11 protein-coding genes are annotated in these 17979 nt (G+C 44.0%); 4 read left to right on the forward strand and 7 right to left on the reverse strand.

Features of this window, described 5'->3' with window-relative positions; translation table 11 throughout:
• From VIP81_RS00720 to VIP81_RS00730, 3 genes are all read left to right on the forward strand, one after another.
• Positions 1-1990, forward strand: a 1990-nt coding sequence (locus tag VIP81_RS00720) for a PKD domain-containing protein (RefSeq protein WP_331956556.1), incomplete at its 5' end; no start/stop codon positions are given.
• Positions 1991-2136: 146 nt separating this feature from the next.
• Positions 2137-4815 (forward strand): CHAT domain-containing tetratricopeptide repeat protein, encoded by a 2679-nt coding sequence (locus tag VIP81_RS00725; RefSeq protein ID WP_331956557.1) that lies wholly within the window; start codon positions 2137-2139, stop codon positions 4813-4815.
• Positions 4816-4923: 108 nt separating this feature from the next.
• Entirely contained in the window at positions 4924-5559 is a 636-nt protein-coding gene (locus tag VIP81_RS00730) for a DUF5710 domain-containing protein (RefSeq protein WP_331956558.1), read from the forward strand.
• Positions 5560-5578: 19 nt separating this feature from the next.
• Here VIP81_RS00730 and VIP81_RS00735 read toward each other — a convergent pair whose 3' ends face one another.
• From VIP81_RS00735 to VIP81_RS00760, 6 genes are all read right to left on the reverse strand, one after another.
• A complete protein-coding gene (locus VIP81_RS00735; protein WP_331956559.1) occupies positions 5579-6307 on the reverse strand; it encodes a hypothetical protein in 729 nt (242 codons plus the stop codon).
• Between the two features lie 28 nt (positions 6308-6335).
• Positions 6336-7190 (reverse strand): hypothetical protein, encoded by an 855-nt coding sequence (locus VIP81_RS00740; protein ID WP_331956560.1) that lies wholly within the window; start codon positions 7188-7190, stop codon positions 6336-6338.
• A gap of 77 nt (positions 7191-7267) precedes the next feature.
• Positions 7268-8239: an endonuclease/exonuclease/phosphatase family protein gene (locus VIP81_RS00745; RefSeq protein ID WP_331956561.1), complete on the reverse strand. Its 972-nt coding sequence runs from the start codon at positions 8237-8239 to the stop codon at positions 7268-7270.
• A gap of 115 nt (positions 8240-8354) precedes the next feature.
• Positions 8355-9182, reverse strand: a complete 828-nt coding sequence (yhdJ, locus tag VIP81_RS00750; protein ID WP_331956562.1) for an adenine-specific DNA-methyltransferase — start codon at positions 9180-9182, stop codon at positions 8355-8357.
• A 354-nt stretch (positions 9183-9536) separates the two neighbouring features.
• Positions 9537-11522 carry a SusD/RagB family nutrient-binding outer membrane lipoprotein gene (locus tag VIP81_RS00755; RefSeq protein WP_331956563.1) on the reverse strand — a complete coding sequence of 662 codons (1986 nt, stop codon included), beginning with the start codon at positions 11520-11522 and terminating at the stop codon, positions 9537-9539.
• 11 nt (positions 11523-11533) lie between these two features.
• The gene (locus tag VIP81_RS00760) at positions 11534-14863 is read right to left on the reverse strand and encodes a SusC/RagA family TonB-linked outer membrane protein (protein WP_331956564.1); all 3330 of its coding nucleotides are present in this window, start codon (positions 14861-14863) and stop codon (positions 11534-11536) included.
• A gap of 1070 nt (positions 14864-15933) precedes the next feature.
• On the opposite strand from VIP81_RS00760, the gene VIP81_RS00765 reads away from it, so the two are divergent.
• Positions 15934-16596 (forward strand): hypothetical protein, encoded by a 663-nt coding sequence (locus VIP81_RS00765; protein ID WP_331956565.1) that lies wholly within the window; start codon positions 15934-15936, stop codon positions 16594-16596.
• A 326-nt stretch (positions 16597-16922) separates the two neighbouring features.
• Here the strand turns inward: VIP81_RS00765 and VIP81_RS00770 are convergent.
• On the reverse strand, positions 16923-17979 hold a 1057-nt coding region (locus tag VIP81_RS00770; RefSeq protein WP_331956566.1), incomplete at its 5' end, for a hypothetical protein.

A 17979-nucleotide genomic window follows, 5' to 3' on the forward strand; every position in this document is an offset into this window, starting at 1 on the left:
TATGCAACACGCTGCCCCTGTCCTGACACTGTTCCTTTTTTTTAGTAGCCTCTGTATGGCACAAACACCCTTAGCACCTGCATTTCCGCAAGATACTGTCCCCGCAGAAATTATGGTACAAGGTACAGACGACAGTCTGCAACTGGTAGCAAAGCTACGCCCACTGCGGCAGATAGCCGGTGCACCTACTTCTTTCTATACCTATTTCTGGGAACTGGGAGATGGTACTTTTAGCTTTAGTAAAACGCCTGAACTTCATTACAAAGATACGGGTACCTACCAGGTACGGCTATACGCTACCAACAACTACGACGACGGCAAAGCACCGCCTACCAAACCACGGCCTATTAAAATTAAAAAGCCGGTAAAAAACAGTGCCTGGGCATCCCGTTTTTTTCACGGCTCCGGCAATATAGAAATGAAAGTCAATCGCAATCCTAAGCCCGGAGAGGATTTCATGGCACTCATCGGATACCGGAATATAGCCGGAGATGTGGCTAGTGGTACGCTGCTACTATTTTATAATGAGAAACAATTTGGACATGCGGGGTTTGATCTCACCGAAAAAAGAACCTATCACGGAGAAGATAGCACCTCTCTATCCAGCCTGCTGACAAAGCTGGAAACACCGGAACAAAATACCGACATAGCTTTCGCCCGTGGCCCATCTGCCACAACAGTAGCAGCTGGGAGCAATGCCGCTACCAAAGCATTGCTGCAATCCATGCGAAGTACATACAGCAGTCATAACGTACTTCATTACAGCAACGCCAATAAAACAACAGAACAATTTCTTTTTCTGAATATGCATACCCTGCCGGAAATGATACAGGATACCAATGCGACGGTTACCATGACCGCCATGCTGGTACCAGACAATACATTGATGGCACCAGAAGTATATGAGCTGGAAATGCCTGTGGTAGCCTCTCATGACCCCAATCGGCTGCAACTGAAAAAGCACCGCATCAACTATCGTTTTATGGGAAAGAAAAAAGAGCTGACCTATAAAATTCAATTTCAGAATACCGGCCCCGGTCCCGCTAAAAGAGTGGCCATCGGCATCGCCATTCCCCGGCAGCTGAATACACAAACCATTCAGTTGAAAGAGGTCAGTCCCGCCTGTATCTCCTGCGACTCTGCTTACCAGCTACAGAGCTGCATTGATACCATACGCACCAAAGACAGTGTATATTTTGTATTCCGCAATATCTACCTCCCCGGATTGCAACAGGAAGGGGTAACAGATGAAGATTCCACTAAAGGATTTGTGCGGTATAGTATTTTATTTAAGAAGAAGCCGAAGAAGATACCTTTCGACAGCCGCGCTGCCATTATATTTGACAAGAACGAACCTATTTATACCAATCGTGCCCGGGCAAAATTTATTAAAGGATTTTCTCCGGGTATCGTTGCCGGCTATACGTTTTTTGCTAACACCAGTGACTATACGCTGAAAGGGCCTTTACAGCTCGGGGCCGTACTGGCTCCCTTTGCGCCCGACCGGCCTTACTTCCAGGTAGAAGCCTATGCCGGCATATTGGAAAAGGAATCATCTCAAACAGCTATCGTACGCGATAAACGCGACACGACTGTGAACGGGCAAGTGTATTTAATTGCCGGTAGAAATCAGGCGATTACCACCACACGTCAATCGCTGCAACTGGTTCCGCTGCACTTCCGCTATAACCTTAACAATTGGGTAGGCGTAGGGGTGGGCGCGCTGGCGCAGATCAACATTGCTGCCACCACCACCACCGAATCGAAAGTATATCTGACTACGGCGCAGCAACCCACGGTGTTGGCCAATACCGTCAGTAGCAGCATTAAAGATAATCCGCAGTGGTTTGCCAGCTTCAATGCCGCACCATTTGCCGATATACAGGTGGGGAAAATTAAAAGTGGACCGGCCATAGGTTTCCGTTACCTGCACCAGCTAAGCGGCGATACAAAGGATCGTTTCTTCCTCTACGCCATCTACAAATTATAATTACGAATTACGAATTACGAATTACGAATTACGAATTAGCGGGGAGAACTGAGCGGATCCTGCTTCGCGTTTACCATCTCCCCACAACTTCGTAATTCGTAATTCGTAATTCGTAATTTATATAATCCTATCTTCAGCTATTATAAATGGCTGAAGTCAGATCATATATTGCCCTGATCAAAAACAGGCTGCTGCTAATAGCGGTAGCACGGCTTTTCATCTGCTGGCAAAACCCCGATACTACTGCGTTTAAGCAATACCGGGATCGCAATCAGCTCACGGAATGGATTTATGCACAAATTCAATATCCGGCAGCGTCTCCAACAGCAAAAGCCCTGCAGCTCAAACAGGCTACTGTAAGTGCCTGGCGCCCACCTGCCAGCACGGCCGAAATACAGGCATGGCTGGATCTGCTCATTAATCAGGGATATACACTATTACAAAGCGGAGATATTATTTCTTCTACAGATGCCTACCAACAGGCATTTGAGTGGGGCCGGCAACATAGCGCCATTGTAGACCCCAGTGGGGTACTGGAATTCATTCTTAAACCTTTGGGCAACAACTATACGAGGCTGGGCGACTATGAGCAGGCCCTATTCATCCACCGCATTGCGCTGGAGTTTGCCCGTGAGCTGGACGACCGTCAGGCCATGGCGGCCACTTACAGCAATCTCGCCAATACTGCCGCCAATATGGGACAGCTGCAGCAGTCGCTCGAATACTGCCGGGAAGGTGCATTGCTGGCAGATAAACGCAGCGCCACTTACGGATTGCTGTTGTCCGAACAGGCAGATGCCTGTCAGCAATTGCAGCAATATGCCGCCGCCAAACAAAGTATCCAACAAAGCATTGCCATACTCCGGCAGCAACCTGCCAGCAACCAGGAAGCCGCGCATTGGCTGTTCATGGCCTATCAGCAGGCGGGCGATATTTATCTCTCTACACCTACCACCGCCGCACAATACTACCAGCTGGCCGCTGCGATGCCAGAAAGCAAACGCGCACTCCGCCGGCGGGAACAGGCCCGTTTGTTTTTGCGGATGGGCAAACTGCAACTCACCCTGCAACAGCCCCGGAAAGCACTTCCCTGGCTGGATAGCTGCGCTCACATACTACTATCGGGAAAGGATATACGCCATTTGAACATCCGGGATATCTATGGAGAATATACCCTGCTGGATCTTTTATTTACCACAGCCACCGCCTATCAATCTCTCCAGGAACCCGCCACAGCACTTACTTTATATCGTTTATGTTTTGCTGCAGAAAGAGAATTACGACATCAGTACATTTCCTCTTCTTCTAAAGAAACGGCCATTTCAGACAGTCGTTACCGTTATGAAACGGCCATATCCCTCGCATGGAATAGCTGGCAAACAACCCATGACAAAGCCTATCAGCAAACTATTTTGCAGTTTATGGAAAACAGCAAATCACAATTGCTGTGGGAAGAAATGCAACAACAAACACATTATAGCGGCAATGATTCCATCCATAAACGTATACGGTTGCTGGAGCAGGCGCAATTATATTACCGCAAAGAGGCGCTGCAATCTGATCGAAACGACAGCCTGTTACAGCTGCGGGAACAGCGGGTGGCCTGGGATCTGGCCACCTTGCGCAAAAAAATCCGCCCGGCTCCGGGGGCAGAAAGCGAGGTGTCCACAGACAGCATCCTCCGCCTCCTGGCCCCGCGACAGCTGATCCGCACTTTTTTCACGGGTAACCATACGTTATATACCGTAGAACTGGACCGAAACGGCATCCGCTATATCGACAGCAGCGCCATGGACAGAAACGCTGTAGCGCATTTTAAACAGCAGTATTTCGAAGCAGGTCCGCAGGCGATGCTCAATAACCCTAAGGCCTATTACAACGCCGCATATGGCCTGTATACGCAATTATTTGCACGTCATCCGTTACAGGCAGGCAACACCTATTTGTTGATGCCGGATGGCGTATTGAGTACTTTGCCGATGGAAGCCCTCGTAACCGCCCCCACTTATAAACCGACTATTGGCCTATGGCCTTTCCTGGTAAAACAGGCCACTGTTTCTTATGCATACTCGCTGCGCACCTGGTGGCTGCAGATGCAGGCCCCGGCCAACCGGCAAGGATTCAGCGGCTTTTTTGTGTCGCAGCAACAAGCCGGATTATCGGATCTGGCAGGTGTAAAGAAAGAAAAAGAAGGCATGATGCCCGCCATCAGCAATGGTAGCTGGTATGTAAATGAGCAGGCCAGCAGCGCGGAATTCCGGCAGGCATTAACACGATCGGCCGTTGTACACATCAGCACACATGCCTTCCTTAAAAAAGACAGTTCCAACGCGCCACATATCATGCTCTATGATGCACCGTTCTATTTATTTGAACTGAGTGGTTTAACACAACATCCTGCCATGGTGGTGCTGAGCGCCTGTAAAACCGGCGATGGGCGCCTCGTGACAGGAGAAGGCATACAGAGCATGGCGCATGCCTTCATGGCCGGCGGTACACCCGCCGTAGTAGCGGCTTCCTGGAATGTAAATGACGCCACCGCACCACTGCTGATGCAACAGTTTTATGCACAGCTGCCGAAACAAACCAATGCCGCCGTGGCGCTGCAACAGGCCAAGCTTAGCTGGCTGAAAGATCCGGGCGTAACAGATATGCACAAACTCCCCTATTACTGGGCTGCACTAAGCTTCCAGGGTAATACCCAGGCCATTGCATTACACCCTTCCCGGCATTACTGGTATTGGTGGCTATTATTACTGCCCATTCCCATGTTGATTTGGCTGCATATACGCAAAAAACGGCCTGCCACCCAATTTTCCGCATAACTACCCGGCCCCCGGATGATCAAATTATAAAGTCTCACCCCCGGAGGTCAGAATACCCCGATTTTTCCTTAAATTCAGGGAAGAGAGTCCTTTAGTCATACCTGCTTTATGTCATTACTACTGAATGTTCCCTTAGCGGAGAAAGAGAATGCTATATCCAAGGGCGCCCAATGGGATCAAATCGCCCGAAGCTGGTTTTTACCGGAAGACCAATACGACCGGCTCATGGAAGTAGATCATTGGATTCCTGAAAAAAATCCGGCTATCATTCTACCCACTGAAATCACCATCGTACATGCCGACAGGCCCTGCTGGAAATGTCAGCAGCAAAATCGTATGATTGCTATTGCCGGGAATTATTTTTTTGAGAAAGATATCAATGACCGGGATGAGCCGGTATGGCTGGAACAGGACTTTTTCACCGTATTTCAACAGATCTCCACGATCTCCGGCAATCTGCAAACTTTTCTGAAAGATAATTATCCTCACTACAGGCTGGCCACAGGACCTGCCACCGAAAACCAATATTGGTTAAATCATTGCAGCTCCTGCAGCAGCATACAGGGAGATGAATTTTTGTTTGAAGAGGAAGGCGTATTTAATCCTACGGAGAAAGAAGCCGCCAATAAATTACTGCTTAGAAATTTCAACCTGAAATATGCGCCATTGATTGATGCCGTTTATTCCCTGGGGGATCACCTCCGGCTGATCAATGAATTTGCGGAACGTGGAGAAGATACCTGAAATTGCTACCTAACTACATCTACTCAGACAGTGAATAGGGTTGTTCCGCATTAAATAACACCCGCTTCAACACAGGCTGGGTGGCTGTTTTAAAGATAATGTTACTGACACTTCCTTCATTTTTTTCGATGGTATACTGCAATACTTTGCGCTCCACATCTACCACATTACGTATAGCCGTATCGGTTGTATTGGCTACATAATACCAAACTGCCGCATCTATTTCCGTTTGTCCTTCGGGGCTAACTTCTTTGTCGTCATAATGTCCCTGGAGTAAATCGTAGGATTTCTTCAGCAGCGTTAACTTTCCTGGCGCCACTAAGTGATAATCTACCACATACTCCGCCGGATAAGGGAACTCCGGATCACCGGCCGGTTCATAGATGTCCATTTTCCACTGCAACACAATCCGGTCGCCATTATTAAGGACCGGCGCTTTGCCGTTGTTACAAATCAGGGCAACAGTGTCTTTTCCTTTTACACAAATAAACAGCTCATCATCGCCATTGTCGTTGTACCCAACGTAAGAGAGGCTATCTGTATATACCCTCCCTTTAATGAGGATTTCCTTTTTTCTAAGCGGGCTTACAAATGCCTCCGGGGCAGTATCCTTTAACGGAGCAGGTGCCACTGCTGCAATAGTACTATCGGGTTTTACCGGCGTACTATCGGCAGCAGCATTGGTTTTAGAACCTCCATTACATGACCATATCGCTAACAAACAAAAAAAAGGGATAATCGTTTTCATCTATATTTTTTTGAAATAATGGGCCACCTTATAATTCAACCCTTGCTCTTAAAAAGTCGAGGTACTTGCTATCTTCTTCTGCAAAAATTTCCGCACCTTCCAGCATATAAGCCCGCAGTAAGTGTTCCAGGGCTTGCTCTTCCTGTTTTTCTTCATACAGGCATTCTCCCAGGCGAAGCTGTACAAAGCCAATGGCTTGCGCATCGGGACCGTTTAACGCATCAAAAAAACTATTGGCTGCAGCGGCATAATCTGCTTTTAAAAACAGCATATCACCGATGCTGGCATTGAGCCAGGTGCTGGCTTCCCATTCATGTTTCGGGTCTGGCAGTAACGCAAGTGCCTCCGTAAACTTTGCGAGTGCAGCATCGTAATTTTCCTCATCGGCAAGCACATTCCCTTCTTCCGATAATACTTCTATTTGTTTGTATACTTCATCGGGGAGGGATTCTTCTACCACAGACGCCAATCCCTGAAATACGTGCAGGTATTTTTCGTCAGCACCTTCAAACACACGTCCTCCAGACTTTTGCATGGCTATACTCAGGTATTGTTCTGCCTCCGGCATGTGGCCATTTTCGAAAAAGGCCCTACCGAGCATAAATTCCCGGTCGCCATCATCATCACGTTCCGGATCGCACTGCTGCAAGGTTTTAGCCCATCTGAGCATCGCCGGAAAATCTTTTAATTCGAGGTAAGTTTCGGCGATGGTAAATGCAAGATCGAAGCTATCGTCGTAGCCTTGTTTGGGGGAAGGCAGCTGGTCCCAGGCTTCTTCCAGTTTTTGAGCATATCTGGCGAGGTCATTTTTTTCAAACAACACTTCTGCTTCCAGCCAGATGGCTTCTATAGCTGCAATAATTTTTTGATCCCGTATTTCCATGTATCCTTATTAAAAGTCAAAGTGCAGCGGTGTGGCTGCACTTTGACAAAAATAGGATGGAATATTTTAATTCAGTGCTATATCTCCATGTTAAATATGCTGAGTACCCCTTTATGGTCTGTTGGCCAGGTACCGGCGGGGGCCAGAAATTTGTCATTTCCCTTTTCTTCTTCCCTTTGATTTCTCACAATACTGCCGGATGGCCCTACTACGATACTTTTCGTTAGTTGCAGTTTTTTGTCGGGGTAGAAGTAGATATAATCGATCCTTTCTCTTTCGTCGGCATCTGGCGCCCAGGCCAGTTTTTTCACTTCTACGGCCTTATTATCTGCCGGAAAGGTGAAACCGGGATTTTTTTCGGGAGATGGATACCTGACGCGATAGCTGTCTTTGTATCCTTTTCCCTGCAGCATCACGGAGCAGGTCCAGGGTACGATCATGCCGTGATGATCGTACAAATCTTTGGTAGATGCCGTCCAGTCGAGGTGACTGGCTTCATTAAAATCGCCACCCAGGAATACCAGTCTGTTCGCCAATATATCCTGATCAGCGGATTGTATAAATGCGGCAATACCTTCATCTCTTTTAGATGCCAGGTTAGACGCCATGATGGTATCCATGTTGGTACAGGGCGCCGCCATTTTTTTCCAGGTAACGCCATCATAACCGCGGGGCAGGTATACGGCATAGTTCAGATAGTCGAGGTGAGCAGAATACACCGCCACTTCCCGGCCATGTACATTGGCAATCAGCTTGCAAATTTCCCCGTTGTCACTGAATATCACGGCGCTGTCGGTGATGGGGTAACGGCTTAACAGGCCTGAACCCTGGCTAAAAAAGGAATAATACTTTTTACCTTTCTCTGCAAGAGAAGCCAGCAGCCGGTCGCACAAACGGGTGTCCTTATAATTCCTGACTTCACTTAAGGTAACAAAATCCGGATCTATTGTGGCAATCTGGTCAACAATTCCCTGGTAGCCTCCTGGCACCATGGTGCCTTCCTGCCAGATATTCAATTGCAGCACCGATAACCGTATTTCTTTCGCCATTCCAGTAGCTGAAAATCCGAGCAAACACACGAAGAGTAGCAAGTGTGATTTTACATGTCTCATAAAAAATATTAATTCATTGTTCACATTACATTGTTCGTTGGCCGCTACCCTGTTACATCATATCGTTTTCGAAAGAGCGGATCGTTCTTTTTAATGGCTCGCCCTTGTATACGTTGGCCAGCTGCATTCTTCGCAGTCCTATCTTTACATATTCTTCCTGCATCTCAATACCTATGCAATTTCGACCCAGCGCTTTAGCTACGGTGCAGGTAGTAAAAGTGCCTGAAAACGGGTCCAGTACCATATCGCCTTCATTTGAACTGGCCCTGATGATACGTTCCAGCAATGCTACCGGTTTTTGTGTGGGGTGATTTTCATATTCATCCATGCGATAACGCACACGTGGAAAATCCCAGACATTGCCGGGCACCTTTTCGGTACTATAGGCGGTGGGTACGGCTTTGCGGTAGTCAATCAGTTTTCGTTTAGCACCTGTTTTGGCTTCAATGAGGATATCGGCTGCATTGAAAGTATAATTCGTTTTATCTTTTACGGCATACAAGATGGGTTCATACATAGACCCAAAGTACTTACGGGCCTGCACACCAGAGCTATCATAGCTCCACACAATCCTGGAAAGAATATTAATTTTCTGCCGCAGGTAAAGATCAAAATAGGGCATGAACTGCGTGGCCGTCATCACATATAAACTGCCATTTGGTTTGAGTTTCTGGAGACAAAGGTCCAGCCATTGGTAACACCAGGCCAGGTAGGCTTCTTCCGTATCCCATTTTTCAATATGTCCATTAAAGTTCTTGCCTATGTTATAGGGCGGGTCCGCGAAGAGAAGATCTACTGAGTTATCCGGCACCATCGTTTGCAATGCCAGCAAGGCATCACCGTGAATGATTGTATGTTTGGTTGTCCCGAATATTTCCATGCTGGCTCGATTCTGTCGGTGAATTTAGACAAAAAAAGGCCAGGATAAAACATCCTGGCTTTTGTAAAGTTAAATTAGAAAGTAATCCAAACAATATATGCCTGCTTTTTGTGGCCTTTACGTGCCATCATCGCGCAACCTGATTAGGGTTGTTCGGGTTCTTCCGGCACATTCAGGGATGGGGATGGGAGCGTACGAATTATTTTCCAGCCGTTTATAAAAACAATAAAGCCGCTCAATGGCGGCCTTATTGTTGTCTTCACTTGTTATTAAACCACCGGAGGCGTCTACTTCACCAGCCGGAAGATTTGTTATACGCGCATGTATGTTTGCGACGTGTTCTTTTTTATACGTTTATTCCAATACATTCTTCCATTTGGTAGTACGGCCGGTGAACCATACAGGAAGATCCGGATTGTTGGATGGGCTAATAATTGACCAGCCCTCTGGATCGGAAGCCTGAACGCTACTTGGATAAGTCATTCTTTCTTTCCACTTGTAATTGTCATACATGGAAGCTGGATTTGTCCCCAGGTATCTGATTAATCTGCGGGCAGCGGTATACGGCACTTCAAAGTTCAACATATTGTAGTGCAACTGAAGTTGATTAAAAATTGCCTGTACTTTCTGCGTGCTTGACATCGCATCAAATTTCTGTGCGGCACCTTCTGCATAAACGCTGGCGTTATATTCCATTGCGGGTCTGGCGTTGATTCTCGAATCATCCATCGTTGTTGGCATAGCCGGCAAAGTTGTTTTAGAATATTGATTTGAGTTATTCAGTTCATACCAATATTTGCAAGATAAGATAATGGCATTTTTATAGTGCTCGCGGGCAGCACCATTCAATTGACCAAAACCCCTTACTGCGGCTTCCGCCAATGAAAGCTCCGTTTCAACCGCATGAATGGTTGGATATTTCAGCGCAAAGTTAAACTGTGCGCGTACGTTGTATTCCGCTACCAGGTTATTTTGAGTACCTACGTTCCATCCATTGTCATCGTAATTGGCAACTCTGCTGCGAAGTGTATTTAACAGGAATGCTTCACGTTTGCTCAGATCAGCTTTTGAGGCTGCATCCAACGCGATAGACTGGCTGTTATTTACGCCGTAGTAAAAGGTTGTTTTTGAAATATCAGTCAGAATAGGATCGTTGATGTAGAGACCACGCAACGTTTTATTTAAATAGCTATTCTTATCCGTATTGCCATCCCATTTTGTATCAGCGCCGATGTATCTGCCGCTCCAGTCTGGGGCGAAGATATAAGAAACACGGGGGTCGACAGTACCATCCAATAAACCTGTTGCGGAATTATCACCACTAAAATAGGACAGCGTTTGTCCGTTTACCACTTTGGTACCCGTGGTCGGTTGGCAGTACATTACATCCTGCAGGAATTTTTTTCCGGCACGGCAATCATCCGCCCTTTCCCTGAAAGCACGTGTAATGCCTAATTCATTACAAATGCGATTCAGTGCAATCACAGCGACATCGGCCACACCAGCCACGTCGTTATAGTCGGTCAGTAAAGGTTTTCCTTGCAAATCGGTCAGCACCTGCCGTGTAACCGTAGGTAACACTTCGCTTACATTCATGGCACAACGTAACCTTAATGAATTAATATACTTACGCCATTTCAACATATTTCCACCGAAAAGGATATCCTGTTGATTAAATGATGCCTGCTCTGTGGGAGAAAGTGTCAGGGTTGTCAGCACCGCATCGGCAGCTTTAAAATCACTGATAATCTTCGGATAGATATCCGCCTGGCCAAGGTATTGTGCTTTAACGCCATCAAGGCCACCCGCTGAACCGGTTTCTATGTAAGGAACCTTATCATACATATCAGTGGCTCTTTGGTATGCATAGCCTTTCAAAACATGCATTAAGGTGATATACAGGCTATCTAAATTGGTCCGCTTAGCCTGTGGAATATTGTTGTACTCACGTTGAGCCCAGAGTATTGGCGTAGCCCATTGTGTATTAACAAAATTGAAAACAGATTCGTTAAAACCACCTGTACCCCAGTCGTGTTCAACATCTGACAGCGTGTAGGAACTTCCTTCCGTGGTGGTGTTATAAATCTGAATGGCATTGGCCATAATCCTGTCTCCGCTTCTTACCTGGTGGTAAACAGAACCATAATCACCGCTAAGAAAGAATCCCTGGGTTAGCTGAGAAGTAAAGAATCCGGCAATAACGCTTACCCCGGACTTATCAGCCATATCTTTCGAATATCCATCCGGATTTTGATATAATTCTTCCAGTTTCTTCTTACACGCTACAGACGACACCAACAACGTAAGCAAGAAAAGAGATCTTAATTGTATATATTTCATCTTAGTTGTTTTTAGAATTTAGTTTTGATAGAAATACCGATTGAGCGCTGTGCGGGTAATGCGGTGGTTCCTATGGAACCCACGCCCCATCCAGTTCCATTCGTTGATTCAGGTGTTGTATTTGGTGCAGCTTTGTAGAGATAAGCCACATTGTTGGCAAAAACTGATAGTGTCAGGCCACTCATGCGAATCTTCTGCGCAATTTTTGGATTCAAAGTATAATCGATAGCTACATTACGCAGTGCCAGGTAATCACTTTTAAAGATCCTGTCTTCAGGGAAGAAGCCGTTTGAAAAATAAGAATCGTAATAATAGTTATCAGCAGAAACCACTTTGGTATTTGTTTTGCCATCCGTGCCAACGCCGTCCAATATCACACCGTCGTGAAAGGTGGGTCCATTAGGATTTGTACCTGCTACTTTCTTGGAATTAGCATCTAAATAATAAGCAACGCCACCATGTGCCTCATCTCTATATTTCAATGATTCATTTAACGCACCGGCAGCCATCATATACGTTTCTGACCCTGACAGGGTAGTAGCGCCAAACTGGTAGTCCAGGTTTGCAATAAGACGTAAGTTTTTGTAAGCAAAAGAAGTGAAAAATCCTCCTGTTACATCAGGAATTGTTTTGCCGATCAACTTTGCGGTGCTCTGATAGTCATAGGCAGATCCGGCAGCATTTACCACTCTTTTTCCATTGTTTGGATCACCTGGCTTGTCGTAAGTGTAGGTTGATTTAGTCTGGTAAAGCTGACCATATTCCTCACCAACTTTAGCTACCGCATTCACTGAGCCGAACCCAGTCCACAAGGTGAGAGATTGCAGGTCGCCATCCAGTTTTTCAACAACAGTTTTGCCGTGAGCAAACATCAGGTTTACATCCCACTCAAAATTTTTCGTTACAACAGGTTTTGTTTTAATAGCCAGTTCCCATCCCTGGTTCATCACATTACCAGCGTTCATACGAACATTTTTAACGCCCATTCCCGGTTTTGCAGCAACCGCCATAATCTGGTCATAGATATTGGATCTGTAATAAGAAAAGTCCACTCCAATTCTCCTGTTTTGGAGCAGGTAAGTTTCAAAACCTACTTCGAATTCACGCTTACGCTCTGGTTTCAGACTAGGGTTACCATTGGCATCCATTGGAGGAAGATCTGCTGGAGGCGTAAACAAATAGCCACTACCAACTTGAGAGACCGCATAGTTTACGTTACTGAAATAGCGTGGACCTGGACGGCCCACATCAGCCCATGACGCCCTTATTTTGGCGTAATCAAACACCGCGGGCAATTTCAGGCTTTCGCTTAAAATCCATGATGCACTTATACCAGGGTAGAAATAACTATTCTGTCCCGGAGGCAAAATAGATGACCAGTCTTGTCTGGCCTGGGCTTCTATATATACCTGATTTCTCCATGCCAGCTGTGCTGATCCCAATAAGCTGTATAATATATCCGTACCGTTTGTAAACTGGTAGGTTGGTTGCACGCCTAATGGCAAGTTAGTAAACGAGAAGAAGTTAGGAATACCAAGCATTCCCGGACCATATCCATTCACGGAGGCACCTTTTCCATCTGTGTAATTTTGTCTGATCACTCCACCAACAAAACCAGACAAATCAAAATCCTTATTTATTTTGGTATTGAAGTTCAGCATGCCCTGGCCATAGGTGTTTTTGAAGATATTCGTTACATCGCTGTACATGAAACCACTGTTCGGCCCTAACAACTGGGGATCCAGTAACTTACCCTTATATTCATTTCTCTCCGTGCTATAATCTATACCACCCATTAATGTGGCACTAAAGATATTGGTGAGTTTTATATCAGCAGATAAAGATTGGATATTATGCATTCTTGTGAAGATAGATTTATTCTGGAGCTGATCCCAAAGATAACCTACCACTCCTTTTCTACCGTTGGAGATTAAATTTCTCTGACTTGGGTTGGCAAAGTAATTATATCCATCAGGCGTTAGCATATGCGACTGTAACAAGCCGACATTGATATCTGCACTATAGGCTCCAATCTCCGCCGCCTGACCTTCACCATTCATGGTGCTCAGGTTGGCAGCATTCAGGTTTCTGGAAATAAAAAAGTTGCCGGTATATTTAAGGGTAATGTTATTGTTTAACTTATAAGACGAGTTAAGGCTAAAAGTATTCTTGGTATAATCAGAACCAGGTCTGATCGGGGTCATACTTAAATTAGTATAGGAGAAACGGATCTGTCCCTGATCATTTCCACCACTTAACGCCACATTAGTGCTGTTCTGATGCCCTGTTTGGTAGAGATCATTGTAGATATTTTTAGTCTGTGCCTCCCATGGTCTTTCTACTCCATCCCACCACAGCAGCTTCACACTGGGGTCGAATTTTGGTCCAAACGCTGCAGCACCAAAGCCATCTCCCAATGTAGTTGCCAATGCTCTTTTTCCATTCGCGTCAATATAATATCCGTCAGCGTCATTCCTCGAGTTGCTGGGGCTGGATCCTGTTCCATATTCGTTTTGTAATTTAGGAAGGAATGCTGCGCGGTCCCATGAAGTGGTGAAGGAAGCTGCTACTCCTAGTCCAGTTCCTCTTGCACCGCTTTTGGTGGTGATCAGCACAACACCATTAGCACCTTCACTACCGTATAGTACGGATGCTTTCGCTCCTTTCAAAATTTCCATAGAAGCAATGTCGTCGGGGTTGATATCGTTAATACCGGTTCCATTGTCACGATCAGTAGCACCGAAACCCATTTGCGTATTCTGATCGTGAATGGGCACACCATCTACCACAATCAATGGACGCGTTGATGAATTTTGATCAAAAGATACCGCATTACGAATATTGATTTTCATACCTGCAGAAGGACCGGCGGCTGTAGCTGCCACCTGCACACCAGGTGCGGCCCCATAGAGCGCCTGTAAAGCATTGGTAGGGGTACCGCTGACCATGATCCTGTCGGCGTCAATTTTGGACACCGCATAACCTAATGCTTTAGATTGTTTTTTGATACCCAGTGCCGTAACAACTACTTCTTCAGTAGTCCTAACACTAGCGGTGAGTGTTACCTGCATAGAAGAAGTAGCAGGTAATTCCTGGGTTACAAATCCAACATAAGAAATAATCAATTTTGCATCTGGTTTCACACGGAGGCTAAAACTTCCTCCTTTGCTGGTCGGCACCCAGTTGGACGTTCCTTTTTCGCCCACGGTAGCTCCTTCAAGACCGTTTCCTGTTGCGTCTTTGACAGTACCTAACACCGTCATCTTTTCCTGCCCATAGGCAAACATGCTTCCTATGCAAAAGAGCATAAAAAGTAGAAGACATCTCTTGGTTGACTTCATCGTTTTTAGTTTTTGATAATTGAATAGAACTGATTTTGGTATAGTATCATGAATGGAATTCGTCTATGTTGCTCGTCGTTTACATCTGCTGATTTCTATCCTGAATTATTGAACAAACCGCTCTGCTGATAATGCTGACGGCAGGTAGCGTTATTCTTTAGTGTATCCCGCTAAACTATTTTCCTGAGAAGCCCACCACTATTTACTTACAGACAGTAATAAGCTGGCATATGCCATGTTACACACATTGCATATGGTACTATATATACCACTTTGGCCAAATGACAAACGCTATTAAGTTTTGTTCAAGATTTCCGCATTATAGCCTGTAAAGCCATTCCCTATTCTTCCGCGCAGTCTCAATCTTTGCTCCTGATGATGGCTGAATTTATATGGGTACCATTTGGTGCGTTCAGTACTCATTCTTTTGGTTCATACATTTTTGCAAAAGCAGTAGCTACTGCGCTTATTAAAGCACAAAAACCAATGTTTTGTTGTCTTGTTTATTAAATCTAAATAAAGGTGTACTCCCGGGAAGGCATTACCTATTGCTCACCGATGCTACCTGATGATAGAAAGATTTTTAACGTGCATGTGTTTACGAATAACAAAGTGATTGATAAAAAAGTCCTGGTTACTTAGTGAAATTCTCGAATCTTAAAAGGAAATCTAATTTCTTCGATTGTTGCTGATCCTGATTGAAATTACAGTTTAGGAATTTAATTGTGTAGGTTGATATACGCTGGACGAAATATGCTAAACAGTCTTTGATTAAACGTTTTAGCAATCAATAAAATAAAAAAACGAATCGCTTTCCATTGCTCCTGCTGCCCTTTTCCTTCTTTTTCAAACCTATGTAAAGTTTTCAAGTCGAGCAATTTTTTTAACAACTTTTTTAGAAAAATGTTAAGATTGAGTTATTTTTCAGTAAAATAGAATCATTATCAGGATGACTATCGGCTAAAAGAGGGAAATTCAGTGGTGGTTCGGGGGATTAATAGGTCCTTAGTTTTTAATGTAACAAACAATCAATAATTTTTGACCTTGTATGATCCTTTAAACATAAAGATATGCGTCGCGGGAAAAAAGGATACTTTGAGCTACTTAACGAGGCATTAAAGAAATATCAATATGCCATAAATTTTCTTACGATTGTGATTGGTTTTAGCGGTTTAATTCTTACGTTTTCCCAGATTATATCCTCAAATATCGCCCTCAAACAAAGCATATACGCATTTCAAGGAGAACAATATCCTATATTATCATTTAAACTGTATGACAAAGACAATGGCTTATTTAAGGTAGAAAATATCATCCCTAGCGATATGCTGTTTCAATTTGCAAATGTTTATTGGCATCCACTTTTAAAAAATGAAGTAAGTAGTCCAAGAATTCGTATTCACAATAAAACGTGGTTTGTAACTCCCATGACTACATACTTATCTTATAAATATAACTTTGATTCATTGTTTAATAAGTATAACAAGACCGATTATCTAACGTGCGAAATGCCTGTAGCGCTGGGCATAAATTATGTGAAATATGGCGAGTCAAGATTGATATATGCTATTTATGATTTAGAGTTTACTGTTCAAAGAAATGTAGATGACAATTTTAAAAAATACAAAATTGAATCACTGGGCGTATACCTGCTGAGGTATTTGAAACCCGAGACAGATATAGATAAAGCACTACTTGAAAGTGACCTTATCAGTGTTGTTTCTGATCACTAATTAGAAGCAACAGAACCTATCATACTGTATCATTCGAGTATCATTACACATCAAGAAAACATTAGCTAAAGGCAAAGAAAGCATAACTATCAGCAAGCAAAACCCGCTACCATAGCACAGAAGGAAAGAAAAAGTTAATTAAAGGAAACGTGATTACTTCCCGATACAGAAACGGCCCGGAGATGTTATGTCGCCTGTTATTTCGCGGGTTTTAGGGGAAATAAAAATAGGATTGTGAATGATTAGTAACAAACTCATTCCCCGTTTCCCCAAAGCATTCATTAACTACATAAGACACGATTGTATATAAATATTAAATCATATCATTACTTATTAATAACTTTTATATTAAAAGCTATTGGGCCTCCATACGTAAAGCCAAGAGAAAATTTCACGCGCGTATTCGAGGTCAATTTAAATATCTCGTCAACTCCTGAGCTATGAAAAAATAGCTCGTCATTAAGTTTATCTCTTAATAACCAACCATGGTTATAATAAAAGTCCTTGACAACGCCAGTAAACTCTAGTTTTTCTCCATTTACCTCTACGAAATCATAAACACGATTTTTAATTGCCGGATCAATTGATAACTGCCATAATTTTTTAAACTTTCCACTGGCAGCCTCTTTATTACCAGAAAGATATAATGTCTTAGCATGTAGGTACTGCGCATAGTGCCTATTGTCATTATCAGTATAAGACCTATTTAAATGATGACTAATTAGATCATAATCGGTGGGTTTTGTCTTAATTAAGAATTCAGCATATAAAAGGTTTAGCTCCCTATCTCCTGGTAAGTTTTTAAGAGATTTTTCAATTATACGTCCTATTTTATCAAATTGTTTCGTCTCTCTCAATAATGCAACTAATCTTGATACAATAAACGGACTAGAAGGATTAACATCATGTGCTTTTTCCATCAACTCCAAAGCCGCTGGCTTATTATCAAATAATTGATTAAACTTAGCCTCGGCAGAAAGAATAAAGTCTTGATAAGGGTATATTTGTTTTGCTATAGCCAATCTCCGATCAAATTCTTTGATTGATCTTTCAACAGTGGCATCATCATTTCCCTCCAGAGCTAATTCAATATTATATAAATTACACTTCAGTATTGTATGAAACGGATGAGGAGAACTATTCCGAGAATTCTTTAAAAGCTCATCACAGATCTTTATAGCCTGTTGCAAATACTGCCTTTTTTCACCTATTAACCGAGCTTGTTCGGATCGTTTATATGCGAACTCAGCAAATGTATGCCGAATTTGAGGATCTAATCCATTTGCATAACTATCCGCCGCCTTAATCCATTTGTCTGCTACATCTAGCTCGTTGGTTTCCAAACCAAAAATAGCAATCTGTTGCAAAAGCTTTGAATTTCGA

Source organism: Chitinophaga sp., assembly GCF_036566945.1.
Taxonomy (GTDB): Bacteria; Bacteroidota; Bacteroidia; order Chitinophagales; family Chitinophagaceae; genus Chitinophaga.

Bases quoted from the DNA above. Each gene is read 5' to 3' on its own strand.
- VIP81_RS00725 (WP_331956557.1), top strand. From the start codon at position 2,137: ATGGCTGAAGTCAGATCATATATTGCCCTGATCAAAAACAGGCTGCTG.
- VIP81_RS00730 (WP_331956558.1), top strand. From the start codon at position 4,924: ATGTCATTACTACTGAATGTTCCCTTAGCGGAGAAAGAGAATGCTATA.
- VIP81_RS00735 (WP_331956559.1), bottom strand. From the start codon at position 6,307: ATGAAAACGATTATCCCTTTTTTTTGTTTGTTAGCGATATGGTCATGT.
- VIP81_RS00740 (WP_331956560.1), bottom strand. From the start codon at position 7,190: ATGGAAATACGGGATCAAAAAATTATTGCAGCTATAGAAGCCATCTGG.
- VIP81_RS00745 (WP_331956561.1), bottom strand. From the start codon at position 8,239: ATGGCGAAAGAAATACGGTTATCGGTGCTGCAATTGAATATCTGGCAG.
- yhdJ (WP_331956562.1), bottom strand. From the start codon at position 9,182: ATGGAAATATTCGGGACAACCAAACATACAATCATTCACGGTGATGCC.
- VIP81_RS00755 (WP_331956563.1), bottom strand. From the start codon at position 11,522: ATGAAATATATACAATTAAGATCTCTTTTCTTGCTTACGTTGTTGGTG.
- VIP81_RS00760 (WP_331956564.1), bottom strand. From the start codon at position 14,863: ATGAAGTCAACCAAGAGATGTCTTCTACTTTTTATGCTCTTTTGCATA.
- VIP81_RS00765 (WP_331956565.1), top strand. From the start codon at position 15,934: ATGCGTCGCGGGAAAAAAGGATACTTTGAGCTACTTAACGAGGCATTA.